Origin of the sequence: Salinivibrio sp. IB872 (assembly GCF_001995345.1) — a bacterium.
Classification (GTDB): domain Bacteria; phylum Pseudomonadota; class Gammaproteobacteria; order Enterobacterales; family Vibrionaceae; genus Salinivibrio; species Salinivibrio proteolyticus.
In genome coordinates this window covers 67,876-81,144 of sequence record NZ_MUFO01000012.1, presented here as the reverse complement: position 1 = coordinate 81,144, position 13,269 = coordinate 67,876, and the positions used below count along the sequence as shown (strand labels likewise).

Below are 13,269 nucleotides of genomic sequence, written 5' to 3'. Positions count from 1 at the left end.
GATTCAGCCCTTGATTTTACAAGGTGATATAAACATCAATTAACACAAGTTTGACCAAATTGTCGCATGCAACTGCGCTGTACATATTGCCCTTGGCAAAGGGGTACCGCATACTTGGCAGGGTTTATATTTATAAAAGGGAGCACACCATGGCGGAAGAAACCATCTTCAGCAAAATTATTCGCAAAGAAATCCCCGCAGATGTTTTGTATCAGGACGATTTAGTCACTGCTTTCCGTGATATTAACCCGCGTGCGCCTGTGCATATTTTGGTGGTACCAAACAAACTGATCCCCACCACCAATGATGTCAATATTGAAGACGAGTTAGCGTTAGGTCGTATGGTGACGGTGGCGAAAAAACTGGCGGCTGACGAAGGGATCGCTGAAGACGGCTACCGTTTGATTATGAACTGCAACCAACACGGTGGCCAAGAGGTGTACCATATTCACATGCACCTAGTAGGCGGACGCGCGCTGGGTCCCATGGTGGTGAGTTAACCACGGCAAAGCCGACGATGGTGTGAATGATGTGTAAAAATCACATCCAAATTTTGATGATTGCACTTGCCTTGGTGTTGGCGGGCTGTGCAGGGAGTCAGTCGACTGACCTGCGCATTGCGCCACACCAAACCGTGGTTTTTGCCGATTCAGAGCTGGTGACGTCGCTATGGGTTAAAGAGACGATGGTTCGTCGCACCCCAAACGGAAATCAAGCGTGTGTGTGGTTAGAAAATACGTCTAGTCACCCGCAAACCATGCAGTATCGCTTTAGTTGGTACGATAGCCAAGGGCTCCAATTATCGACCTCTGCGGCGTCTTGGCAATCTGTGATCATTCCTCCCCATACACAGCGCGATATTCATGCGCCGATACCTGATATCAAGGTTTCGCAGTTTCGTTTAGCCGTCATGCAACCAGAATAATCCCCTTGTTTGTTGGCACTTTTTCACGCTTTTCTGGTCTATTCATTTTTTATTTACGGAGTCATCTCTATGTCCGCATGCTGCGCATTGACGGCCGCTTTACGTAAGCCAAATACATTGGTAAAAGCATTATCGATGGTGCTATTTGTTGTCACAGTTGCAGGCTGTGCACCTCGCACGCAGCCGATTTATCAGCCGTCGGCGCCAAAAGAAACCACCGTGCAGCAAGGGGTGGTGCATGGCAGTTTTAATCAAGCCATGCGCGCTGCGGTGCAGTCCTTAATGGGCAGTGAAAGCCTGCAAGGCGCCCCTGTTACTTTGGTGCAACCGCTACAAAATCTGACTGACGGTTATATTGACACTGTGGGTGTGTCAAAACAGCTAGAGCAAGGCCTTGCCGCACAAGGGCTGATACGAACGGTCTCACAGGCGCAAGTCGATGTAGTCCGTCAGTCGCTAGGTTTGGGTGAGGGACAGGTTCTCATTGATCCGACCACGGTGATGCAATACGGACGCTTACTGGGGGCACAGTATCAGCTCGGTGGTAAGGTCACGGGGCAAGAAGAGAAAACCTTATCACTGCAGCTGATGGATTTGACCACAGGTGTGATTGAATGGCAGGACACTCAGCGTTTTGTCAGTCGTTAATCTTTCCCCCGCGTTAAAAAGCTTACTGGAAGCGGCGTTGTGTGAGCACTATTCAGCGCCCGTTTCGATTCAGCGTGTTACCCCCCTCGAAGGGGGCCTGACCAACCGCTGTTTGCGGATTGATGACTCACAAGGGGGACGCTTTGTGTGGCGGCCCCGAAGTCAGGTGAGTGACGCTTTTGCGATTTCTCGGTCACGCGAGGCGGCTGCGCAATCGCTGGCCGCTACCTATCAACTTGCCTCGGTACCCGTTTGTCAGTTGTCAGAAGGGCTTTTGGTCCCTTGGCTGGAAGGTGAATCCCTTGATCCGCACTCAGCCGAGAGCCAAGCGATCCTGATCGACCTGTTGGTACGTATTCATTCCATGGAAGGTCGTTTGGATACGCAAGATGTTCGCACCCAATGCCAGCATTATGAGCAGCAGTTGACCTTGGCAAAGCAGCAAACACTCAAACAGCTGCGTGACAGGCGCCAATGGCAATTACCCACGGATCCGCTCGCCCCTGTGGTGTGTCATATGGATTTGGGTAGTTACAACGCGGTTATTCAGCCAAATGGCGAGCCCTGTGTGCTTGATTGGGAATATGCGCGATTAGGCAGTGCGTGTTTGGACATTGCACTTTTTTGTCGGGCAAACGGCTATACACCAGCACAGGTCGTGTCCGATTATTGTGCGTTGCGATGCATCGAGGGCTCGGCACCGGTTCGCCAAGCGGTAGAGGCATGGCTGCCCTTTGCCGACTATCTCGCGCTATGCTGGTATGAAGTGGGCGCAACGTTATATGGGCTCAGTACTTACCAAGAGCAAGCGCAGCGGTTATATCGCCAACTGGCGGGAATGGATGAATCATAAGGAGAGTTGCAATGGCTAGGTCGCGTTTTCGCTATGGCTTGATAGGGGGCTTATTACTGATCCTGACCGGATGCACCACCGAGCTTGCGTATAACACCTTGCCGTTTTGGATTCATTACTACATCGATGACATTGTTAACTTGCGCCCCGAGCAATCTCGCCAAGTGAAAGCCGACCTCGACAAGATTCAGCAATGGCATCGAACCCATGAGTTACCTGCGATAGCCGAACGTTTAGGGCTGATTGCCACCCACAGTACCGAGCGACATACCATGGCGCAATTACGTGACCATCAAGAGGCGGTAAAAGCGCGGATCCACGCGACGCTACAGGCGTTTGTGCCCGCGACGGCGCGTTTACTTGATAGCTTTGATGACCAGCAAGCGCAGGCGCTCACCCAGTGGATGGAAGACGAGATTCAAGAGGCAACCGAAAGACGTGCAAAGCGTTCGCAAGACGAGCAATTTGCCTATCAACGTGATGATCTCGAGGAAGATACGGAAGAGTGGATTGGCAGCGCTGCGCGTCATCAACAGCCATTGTTTGCCGAAATGGCAGAGTATCAGCAAGCGGCGATGCCAACGTTCCGTCAGGTACGAGAGCGCTTAGTCAGCCGCCTTTTTGCGATTATCAAAAATCGACAGTCGATCGACACTGAGGCCGCGTTGTCAGAGTGGGTGGACGATGTGGTGGCATGGCGAGCCGGACCGGAGACGGAAACCGAAATGGCCATCTACCGTTCACGCCGGTTAGATTGGTTGTTGCGCCTTGATCGTAGTATTGATGAGGATCAGCGTTCTCAACTGGTCGATAACCTCATTGAGTGGCAAACGCGTCTGAACGAGATGAGCCGTTAGTCTCGTTCCTCTTCCCTTGGAGTGGGTAGGGCGTGGGCGTTGCTGTATGCATCAAACCACCTACCTCATGGTTACGCCAAATACCCTGATTATTTTTAGGGTGATCTTGCTCATTTTTCTGTCAGGGTGGCTATGCTATTGATAGGGGTCACAGCTTTGCGATAACCAAGGATGGCTTTCCATGATCTTATATCTCCACGGTTTTGATTCAACCAGCCCAGGCAACCATGAGAAAGTGTTGCAGCTCCAATTTGTCGATGATGACGTGCGTACCATCAATTACAGCACTATGCACCCAAAACACGATATGCAGCATTTGCTCAAACAAGTCCAGACGCAGCTAGACGCGAGTCAGGATCCCAATCCACTGATCTGCGGCGTTGGCTTAGGCGCATATTGGGCAGAACGGGTGGGTTTTTTGTGTGGGATCAAGCAGGTCCTGTTTAACCCGAACTTATATCCGCACGAGAATATGACTGGAAAAATTGATCGGCCGGAAGAGTATGAGGATATTGCCACCAAGTGTGTGACAGACTTTCGTCAACGCAATCAACAACGAGCATTGGTGGTGTTATCGCGAGAGGATGAAGTCCTCGACAGTCGCCGCAGTTATCAAGTGTTGTCACCTTTCTATCCTGTTCGTTGGGATGAAACGCAAACCCACAAGTTTAAAAACCTATCGGCACACCTCAACGCCATTGCGGATTTTAAAAAGCAGCCCGCCCTCCACACTTAATCGGTTCCCCAGTCGCAAAGTGGGTCTTTGCGCACTGGGGTGCGTCGAATTGACCGAATAAACATCAACAGCGCCTCAGAGCGATGTGAGATCAATAAAACAACAAATGAGATCGCGTATCACTTGTATTTATATTACAGAGCCGTTATGTTTGTTGATCTTACTCCGTTCGATGAGACGATTTTGGGCACGCATACCCCAGACCCATTGCGTTTTGCCTTTCCGCCGAAAAAACACGCCCACGCGGCGACCCATCAAATGCCTTTACCGCTCGAACAAGGCATCGCAGGCGTTACAACACAGCTTTTATCTCCGCCTGTGCAATCTGGGCCGCGGTGTTTATATATCCATGTGCCATTTTGTCGAGTGAGGTGTACTTACTGTCACTTTTTCCAACATGCGGCGAGCCGCACACTGATTGACAGCTACTTCGCGGCTTTACTCAAAGAGCTTGGTATGAAAGCGGCGATGCCATGGACCCAAGCGCAGCCTTTTGAGGCGGTGTATGTCGGTGGGGGAACACCCACTGCGTTGTCAGCAGCGCAATTGCAGCAATTGGGTCAGGAAATTCGTCGCCAATTTTGGCTCACGCCCGACTGCGAAATCACCCTTGAGGGGCGAATCAATGGCTTTGATGATAATGCGTTCGAGCATGCGCTTGCTGGGGGATTTAACCGTTTCTCGTTTGGGGTACAGAGCTTTAATACCCAAGTCCGCCGCGCGGCAAAACGTTTAGATGATGGTGACACTGTGCGTGAGCGTATTCATGCACTGAGTGCCCGTCAGGAAGCGACGATTGTGGTGGATTTGTTGTATGGCTTGCCTTATCAAACGGCTGAGATCTTTGCACAAGATGTGGCTGACTATCTGCAAACCGGCGCCAATGGTATTGATCTCTACCAGCTGGTGGTGGCGCCAAATACGCCGATGCTGCGCATGGTCGAGCAAGGGAAAATGCCCCCGCCGGCGACCACGGCAGAAAAAGCCAGCTTGTTTGCGCAGGGCGTTAGTTTGATGGACCAACACGATTGTCGACGACTCAGTGTCAATCACTGGGCACGTGATCAACGTGAGCAAAGTCGTTACAACCGGCTTGCCAAGCATGGTGCTGATATTTTACCGCTAGGGTGTGGTGCCGGTGGCAGTATTGACGGTATCGGGATCATGCAACATCGCGACTTGGCAACCTATCTCGATGCAATGCAAACCAATACCATGCCGATTGCGCGCGTTGTAGCCGCTGTGGAGCATCGTCGAGTGTATGATGCTATCAAAGCGGGATTAGATATGGGTGTGCTTCACGCGGATACGTTACCGCCTTGGCAAGGGATGAGCGTGTTTCAGTATCTCTCGCCGCTATTCGCGGTCTGGCAGCAACATGGATTGGTAACATTATGTGAAAATAAATTACAACTTACTCTTGCTGGTCAGTTTTGGTCCGTAACGCTTGCGCAAGCCTGCATTCATGTCTTGCAGTCACTCTAACTATCAGAATTTAAAATTCAATTGCTTATCGTCAGCTACCTTCATTTCGAAGAAAAGTGTAAGAAAAGGGCGAAATTTAACTTGTCTTAGCTACAGAATATGGTGTTTTATTTCATCATGCAAAAGGCGGCCGAATCCGAATCTATGCTCGAAGTAGGCGACGTTTTCCGGCAGAATACGCATAGCGCTCCGGCCATAAAGAACAATGAACAATACGTAGCGTGCGAAAAACAAACTGTAATTTGATTACTGGCCCAATCCCATTTTTGTCAGTGACTATATAAGTGGCTGATGTTTGAGTTTTTAATTAGGTAAGGATGTAGAAGTGACCAAAATTATCGTTGTCGGTGGCGGTGTAGGCGGGCTAGAGCTTGCAACCAAACTGGGTCGAACGTTAGGCCGCAAGCGTCGTGCACAAATCACCTTGGTGGATAAAAACAGTAGCCACCTATGGAAGCCATTGCTTCATGAAGTGGCAACCGGCTCAATGGATGAGGGTGTTGATGCTTTGAGCTATCGTGCTCATGCCAAAAACCATGGGTTCGATTTCCAAATGGGGACCTTGTGGGACATTGATCGCGACCAGAAAGTGATCACCTTGGCGCCCATGTACGATGAAAATAACGAACTCCTGATGCCTGAGCGTGAGCTCGAGTACGACATCTTAGTGATGGCGATTGGCTCGACTTCTAATGATTTCAACACACCGGGCGTTCGTGACCATTGTATCTTCCTCGATAATCCTAAACAGGCTCACCGCTTCCGCGCGGAAATGAACAACGAATTCTTGCGTTTGCATGCTAAACACGGCCAAGGCAGTGTAGATATTGCGATTGTGGGCGCAGGAGCGACTGGTGTTGAGCTATCAGCAGAGCTGCACAATGCCATCAAAGAACTGCGTAACTACGGTTTCCGTGATTTAGATAGCTCGAAACTGAACGTGACCTTGGTGGAAGCCGGTGAGCGCATTTTGCCAGCGCTGCCTACTCGTATCTCGAGTGCTGCGCACCAAGAGCTGTTGAAGCTGGGTGTCACGGTGAAAACCAATACCTTTGTCACTAAAGCGGACGACCAAGGCTTGGAAACCAAAGAGGGTGAGCGTATTCACGCCGATATTATGGTATGGGCTGCTGGGATCAAGGCTCCGGATTTCTTGAAAGATATCGCTGGTTTGGAAACCAATCGCATTAATCAGTTGGTCGTGAAAAACACACTTCAGACGTCGCGTGATGACGACATCTTTGTGATTGGTGACTGTGCAGCGTGTACGCAAGCCGATGGCAGCATGGTACCGCCACGTGCACAGTCGGCGCACCAGATGGCAAGCCGCTGCTTTAGCAACATTGTTGCTAAATTAAATGGTCGTGAGCTAAAGCCTTATGTGTTTAAAGATCATGGCTCACTGGTCTCGCTCAGCCGCTTCTCTACGGTAGGCAGCTTGATGGGTAATCTGACCAAAGGCTCGATGATGATCGAAGGGCGGATTGCTCGTGTGGTATACATCTCTTTATATCGGATGCACCAAATTGCATTGCACGGTTACGTGAAAACTGGCCTGATGATGCTGGTAGGGCGGATCAACCGCGTTCTACGTCCAAGTTTGAAGCTGCACTAAACACGTGTGAAGCTGTGCTAAAACAGCATATAACCCCAAAGACCGAGGCTTGCCTCGGTCTTTTTTATTGTTCGAATTGGCGCATTTCTAGTTGCCGCTTGACGTGAAAGTCGTCACAATAGCGCCGTAATCAAGATTATTGATATCACTTCTAGAGCAACCCTCCTGACGCCGAGTTTTTCTCATACCACGATATTGATATTCATGACCCTAAGTGATGGGCCATGCGGCCTGTGACGACATTTTTTATTTATTGAGATCAATTAATGAGTTTCTCCTCTTTAGGACTATCTGCACCACTATTGAAAGCCGTGCAAGAGCAAGGCTATACCACACCTTCACCGATTCAGGAAAAAGCGATCCCTGCGGTGATTGAAGGCCACGATGTCATGGCGGCCGCGCAAACCGGTACCGGTAAGACCGCGGGCTTTACCTTACCGATTTTGGAGCGTTTGCAGGCGGGTAAACGTGCTCGCCCTAACCATGTACGTACCTTGATCCTGACGCCAACGCGCGAGCTTGCTGCGCAAGTGCACAAAAACGTGGAGCAATACAGCCAATACACGTCGCTCAGCTCAACCGTGGTATTTGGTGGTGTGAAGATCAATCCGCAGATGATGAAACTTCGCAAAGGCGCTGATGTGCTGGTGGCCACACCGGGACGCTTGCTGGATCTGTACCAGCAAAATGCCGTGCGCTTTTCTCAGCTTGAAGTGCTGGTCTTGGACGAAGCCGACCGTATGCTCGATATGGGCTTTATTCGTGACATTCGTAAGATCTTGGGCTTGCTGCCGGCTAAGCGCCAGAATTTGCTGTTCTCCGCCACATTCTCGGATGAAATTCGCCAACTGGCGAAAGAGCTAGTCAACAATCCGGTTGAGATATCAGTCAACCCTGCGAACCAAACCGCGACTGGGGTAGAGCAATGCATTTACCCCGCGGATAAGAAGAAAAAAGCGCCGATGCTGCTGTCGCTGATTGCCGATAATAATTGGCAGCAGGTGTTAGTGTTTAGCAAAACCAAACATGGCGCTAACCGTTTGTCGCGCTATCTCGAAGAGTACGGTGTCAGCGCGGCGGCAATTCATGGTAATAAGAGTCAAGGCGCGCGAACGAAAGCGTTAGAGAAGTTTAAAACCGGTGAAGTACGGGTATTGGTTGCCACGGATATTGCCGCACGAGGGATCGATATTGCCCATTTACCGCAAGTGGTAAATTTTGATTTACCCCATGTGGCAGAAGACTATGTTCACCGTATTGGTCGTACTGGTCGTGCAGGTGCCGTGGGCAATGCAGTGTCTTTGGTTTGTGCGGACGAAGCGAAAGATTTGTTCGCCATTGAACGCTTAATTAAACAGGTATTGCCGCGTCATACTCTGGCGGACTTTCCCGTCACGAATCCGTTGCCAGAGTCGAAATTGGATACGCGTCCAATAAAGCCAAAGAAACCGAAAAAGAATAAACCGCGTCAAGACGGACAGCGCTCTGGCGATAACGCGCGCGGACACAAACCGGTAGGCAAAAATCGACGTCATACCGATAGCGCAGGCGACGGTAAGTCACGTGGTACTGGCAATCACCCACCACGCACGCGCAGCGATAGCAACGGCGCGAATAAGCCACGCCGCGCGCGACCCGCTGCGGCAAAAACCAGCGCCTAATCTAGACGCTGTGTACTGAGCAAGAATAAAAAACCGGCCACTCGCCGGTTTTTTATGATCTAATTTCAGTATCCTTCAAACGATTAGATCAATAGCCCATTAGTGGACAGGGTTAGTTTGCCTTTCTTACTTGAATAATCATGCCCATCATCGGGTTATCTAAATAGTGGGTCTCGCCACTGCGCATCCGTCGTTTGTGCGTGAAAGCATAGGGCTGCAAGAAACGTTGGATGTGATACTGCTTTTTCACCTTTTCCAAGCCTGCAACTTGTACATTGTTGGTATTGGTTGCCGCACCTTGTTGTGCGTCTGAGGTTTGCAACGGCATATCGATAATGTCTTCAACCAGCGCTCGTCGCTCGCTGGGCTCGCGCAGCACCATATCGGCCTCGACAAACAAGTAATGTTGTACATAGACGCGTAGTGTTCCATCGAGTTCATAGAGCGGCTGGCGAGGGGGGAGAGTATCCAATGATTGCTCTTCCCACTGCGATTCGGTATTCGAGGCGGTTGCGTTTGTTGGTGCAGCAGGTTGGGCCGTGATCGGGGTGCCATCTACGTTAAACCGGTCGCTATAATCTCGGCCCGCGCTAACCCGCAGTAGGGGAAGTGCTGCGCGCCCGCTATCATCTTGACGCCAAGCCACATGCACCATCGGGGTGAAGCCTGCATGGTTGGCCAGTTTGTTGTACGCGTCTGTTAATTGCCATTGGCTACGTGGTAGCGGGGTTAGGCCTGCGTTTTGTAATGCAGTTGTATTGGTGACTGGAACCGCTCGATTGACCGACTGGATATCGGTTTGGGTGGGCCAGCTTTCTTGGACACTCGCGGGATCTTGATTACGTTTAAACACAATCAGCTCGACATCATAAAGCCGTTTAGCCAAAGCCGGCTGACTGATGGCAATAAGCAGTAATGCCCAAATGCTCTGCTTGGCAATGCGGGTTAGCCAGCTTTGTAGTTGACGTTGATGGTTTTTCACAGGTTACTCCGTTCTCTCTGGCAAGCCAGTCTGATCGCCGATTAGGCGACCAGTTGGTGACTTGCAAATTGAGTCAACAGCTCATCAATAAAGTTCATCCGCTCACGTCGGTCAGTGAGGCTTTCGACAAACTTAATTTTGGTTGGCCCATCAAATTTATACTTGTCTGGACGCGATTGTAACAGTCCGACTAAGAATCCGGGATCAATTTGCGCATCCTCATGAAATTCAACCACTCCTCCGTGGTCACTGGCTTCGATTTTCTTCACCCCTAGGTGTGCCGCCCGTAACTTGATTTGTTGGACATGTAACAAGTTTTTGGTGGCATCAGGGAGCAGCCCAAAGCGATCAATTAACTCGACTTGAAGCTCTTGAATATCATCATTCGATTTCGCGCTGGCGATGCGTTTATACATCGACAAACGGGTGTTGATGTCAGGGATATAGTCATCCGGCAGCAGAGCGGGGAGGCGGAGCTCGACGTCGGTTTGCTCTTTTAACAGCGCATCCAAGCTCGGCTCTTTGCCTTCTTTTAGTGCCTCGACGGCTTGCTCAAGCATGTCCATGTAGAGGGTAAAGCCAATCGATTGAATTTGGCCGCTTTGCTCATCGCCTAATAGCTCTCCCGCCCCGCGGATTTCTAAATCATGGGTGGCAAGGGTAAAACCAGCGCCCAGATCTTCGAGGGAGGCAATGGCTTCTAAACGCTTGGCGGCATCCTTGGTCATCCGCTTAGGATGTGGGGTCAGTAGGTAGGCATAAGCCTGATGATGCGAGCGACCGACGCGTCCGCGCAGTTGGTGAAGCTGGGCTAAACCAAAGTGGTCGGCACGGTCAATAATGATGGTGTTCGCAGACGGCACATCGATACCGGTCTCAATGATGGTGGTACACACCAAGACGTTATATTTTTGATGATAAAAATCGCTCATGATCCGCTCGAGTTCGCGCTCACGCATTTGACCATGGGCCACGGTTACGCGCGCTTCGGGGATCATTTCACTGATTTCATTCGCGGTTTTTTCAATCGTTTCGATGTCATTGTGCAAGAAATACACTTGGCCACCGCGCATAATTTCGCGCAACAACGCCTCTTTGACCAAGGTGTCTTCGCGCTCGCGGACAAAGGTTTTTACCGCCAAGCGGCGGGATGGGGGCGTGGCGATGATCGAGAGATCGCGCATGCCACTCATGGCCATGTTGAGCGTACGCGGGATCGGGGTTGCCGTGAGGGTGAGAATATCAATGTTGGCGCGCATGGCTTTGATTTTCTCTTTTTGGCGGACGCCAAAGCGGTGCTCCTCATCCACGATAAGCAAGCCCAGATCACGCAGCTTCACATCCGATTGCAGCAGTTTATGGGTGCCGATCAAAATATCGACTTTTCCCTCGGCACAGTCGGCCAGAATGGCTTTTTGTTCTTTCGCTGATTTAAAGCGAGAAAGTACCTCGACGCGTACCGGTAAATTGGCAAAGCGGTCACGGAAATTTTCAAAATGCTGCTGGGCAAGCAAGGTGGTTGGCACCAGCACGGCGACTTGTTTGCTGTTGTTAACGGCAAGAAACGCAGCCCGCATGGCTACCTCCGTTTTACCAAAACCCACATCACCACACACTAAGCGATCCATAGCAATGGGGCGGCACATATCTGAGAGGACCGCGTTAATGGCTTGGGATTGATCCGGTGTTTCTTCGAACGGGAAGCTGGCTCGAAACGCTTGATAGGCTTCTTTATCGTGTTTGAAGGCAAAGCCAGGCTTGGTTTCACGCTTGGCATAAACATCCAATAGCTCTGCAGCGACATCGCGCACTTTTTCTGCCGCGCGGCGACGTGCTTTTTCCCACGCTTCGCCACCGAGCTTATGGATAGGCGCAGTGTCTTCCGCGCTACCAGAGTAGCGACTGATCAAGTGTAACGCACCGACTGGTACATAAAGCTTGGCGCCTTGCTGGTACTCAAGGGTCATGTACTCGGTTTTGAGCCCACCGGCTTCAAGCGTCTGCAGTCCTTGGTAGCGACCGATGCCATGCTCAAGGTGAACCACAGGCTGTCCCGGTTTGAGCTCGGCTAAACTGCGTATCACGGCATCGTTGTTGACGCTTTGCTTGCGCTTATCACGACGGCGTTGCTGTACAGCACGTTCGCCAAACATGTCGCTTTCGCAAATCAGGGCAAATTGACGAGTATTATCAATAAAGCCTTGGTCAACCGGCCCAATGATGAGGCTGAATCGGCCCGGTTGCGCCAGCGCGTCTGAGAGCGACGAAGCGACCACGGGGCGGATTTTGGCTTGAGTCAGTAGATCAAGTAGTGCCTCGCGGCGACCTTCCGATTCGACCGAGAACACCAAGTGGCCGCTAAATTGTTCACTGAATTGGCGCAGTGCGGCTAGCGGCTCTTTGGCTTGATGATTGACCGTTAACGTCGGCAGTGGAGAGATATCGACATTCTCACGGCCTGTTTTTTCTGTGACGTTGTCACTTGATAGGCGCAGTTGCGGATAATCCTTCAAGTGACTAAACAGCTGGTCTTTATTAAGCCAAATAGCGTGCGGCGGTAACAGCGGACGTAAGGGGTCCACGCGGCGCTGGTCGTAGCGGTGTGCCACGTCATCAAGAAAGTGTGTCATCGCCGCTTCGATATCACCCACGGTTAAAATCAGGGTGTTATCGGGCAAGTAGTCAAAAAGCGTTTCGGTTTGGTCGAAAAATAGCGGTAGCCAGTATTCAATCCCCGCCGGCCATGTTTTTTTGCTGACTTGTTGGTAGACAGATTCTGGTTCACGGCGGGCTTCAAAGTGCTCGCGGAAGCGGCCACGGAAAAACTCGACGGCGGCATCATCGGTGGGAAATTCGTGTGCAGGTAGCAGTTGAATTTGCGCTAACTCACCCGTCGAACGCTGATTTTCTGGATCGAATTGGCGAATCGTGTCCACTTCATCATCAAAAAAGTCGATGCGATAAGGCTCATCACTGCCCATCGGAAATAAATCAAGGATCGAACCGCGGCTGGCAAATTCACCGTGCTCCATGACTTGGTCAACATGGCGATAGCCGGCATCCGTTAGCTGGTCGCGCAGCTTCTCGAGCGACAGGACGTCCCCTTTTTTCACCATTAATGCATGCTGATGGAGAAATTGCTTCGGCGTCACACGTTGTAAGGCGGTACTCGCCGGTGCGATCAGTACGCCGTCACCTTGGGTTGGCAGTTGATACAGGCACGCCAGTCGTGCAGAGATAATATCTTGATGGGGCGAAAAGCTGTCATAAGGCAAGGTTTCCCAGTCGGGAAAAATATCGCACTGCCCCTCGGTGAATTGGCTGATAGCGGGCTGCAAACGAATCGCGGTTTGGTTATCGGGCACCAACAAAAAAATGGGTCCCTGATGTTGCTGGCGAATGTTGGCGACGGCAATCGGTAACGCCGCACCCGTTAAGTTGCCTAGGTGTTTGACGTCACCCGCACCACGGGGAAGGGTAAACGTGTAAAGCGGTTGTTGAGTCATG

General features: G+C 51.0%; 11 protein-coding genes. 9 read left to right on the top strand and 2 right to left on the bottom strand.

The window, feature by feature from the left end; translation table 11 throughout:
• Positions 1-149 precede the first annotated feature (149 nt).
• From hinT to BZJ18_RS07105, 9 genes are all read left to right on the top strand, one after another.
• Positions 150-500, top strand: coding sequence for a purine nucleoside phosphoramidase (gene hinT, locus BZJ18_RS07145; RefSeq protein ID WP_069587271.1), 351 nt, complete (start codon positions 150-152; stop codon positions 498-500).
• A gap of 26 nt (positions 501-526) precedes the next feature.
• A complete protein-coding gene (locus tag BZJ18_RS07140) occupies positions 527-925 on the top strand; it encodes a YcfL family protein (protein ID WP_077455898.1) in 399 nt (132 codons plus the stop codon).
• A gap of 69 nt (positions 926-994) precedes the next feature.
• A complete protein-coding gene (locus tag BZJ18_RS07135) occupies positions 995-1,573 on the top strand; it encodes a hypothetical protein (RefSeq protein WP_077455897.1) in 579 nt (192 codons plus the stop codon).
• The gene (locus BZJ18_RS07130) at positions 1,560-2,426 is read left to right on the top strand and encodes a phosphotransferase (protein WP_158011261.1); all 867 of its coding nucleotides are present in this window, start codon (positions 1,560-1,562) and stop codon (positions 2,424-2,426) included. Before BZJ18_RS07135 ends, BZJ18_RS07130 begins: the two co-directional genes overlap by 14 nt.
• A gap of 11 nt (positions 2,427-2,437) precedes the next feature.
• Entirely contained in the window at positions 2,438-3,283 is an 846-nt protein-coding gene (locus BZJ18_RS07125; protein WP_077455895.1) for a DUF6279 family lipoprotein, read from the top strand.
• A 181-nt stretch (positions 3,284-3,464) separates the two neighbouring features.
• Positions 3,465-4,019, top strand: a complete 555-nt coding sequence (ycfP, locus tag BZJ18_RS07120; protein ID WP_077455894.1) for an alpha/beta hydrolase YcfP — start codon at positions 3,465-3,467, stop codon at positions 4,017-4,019.
• Between the two features lie 147 nt (positions 4,020-4,166).
• Positions 4,167-5,504: a heme anaerobic degradation radical SAM methyltransferase ChuW/HutW gene (hutW, locus tag BZJ18_RS07115; RefSeq protein WP_077455893.1), complete on the top strand. Its 1,338-nt coding sequence runs from the start codon at positions 4,167-4,169 to the stop codon at positions 5,502-5,504.
• A 325-nt stretch (positions 5,505-5,829) separates the two neighbouring features.
• Positions 5,830-7,119, top strand: coding sequence for an NAD(P)/FAD-dependent oxidoreductase (locus BZJ18_RS07110; RefSeq protein WP_077455892.1), 1,290 nt, complete (start codon positions 5,830-5,832; stop codon positions 7,117-7,119).
• A gap of 266 nt (positions 7,120-7,385) precedes the next feature.
• On the top strand, positions 7,386-8,780 hold the full coding sequence (locus tag BZJ18_RS07105) for a DEAD/DEAH box helicase (RefSeq protein WP_077455891.1): 1,395 nt from the start codon (positions 7,386-7,388) through the stop codon (positions 8,778-8,780).
• A 112-nt stretch (positions 8,781-8,892) separates the two neighbouring features.
• Here BZJ18_RS07105 and BZJ18_RS07100 read toward each other — a convergent pair whose 3' ends face one another.
• The gene (locus tag BZJ18_RS07100; protein WP_241824929.1) at positions 8,893-9,762 is read right to left on the bottom strand and encodes a peptidoglycan binding protein CsiV; all 870 of its coding nucleotides are present in this window, start codon (positions 9,760-9,762) and stop codon (positions 8,893-8,895) included.
• 41 nt (positions 9,763-9,803) lie between these two features.
• The gene (gene mfd / locus BZJ18_RS07095) at positions 9,804-13,268 is read right to left on the bottom strand and encodes a transcription-repair coupling factor (protein WP_077455890.1); all 3,465 of its coding nucleotides are present in this window, start codon (positions 13,266-13,268) and stop codon (positions 9,804-9,806) included.
• Position 13,269 lies beyond the last annotated feature (1 nt).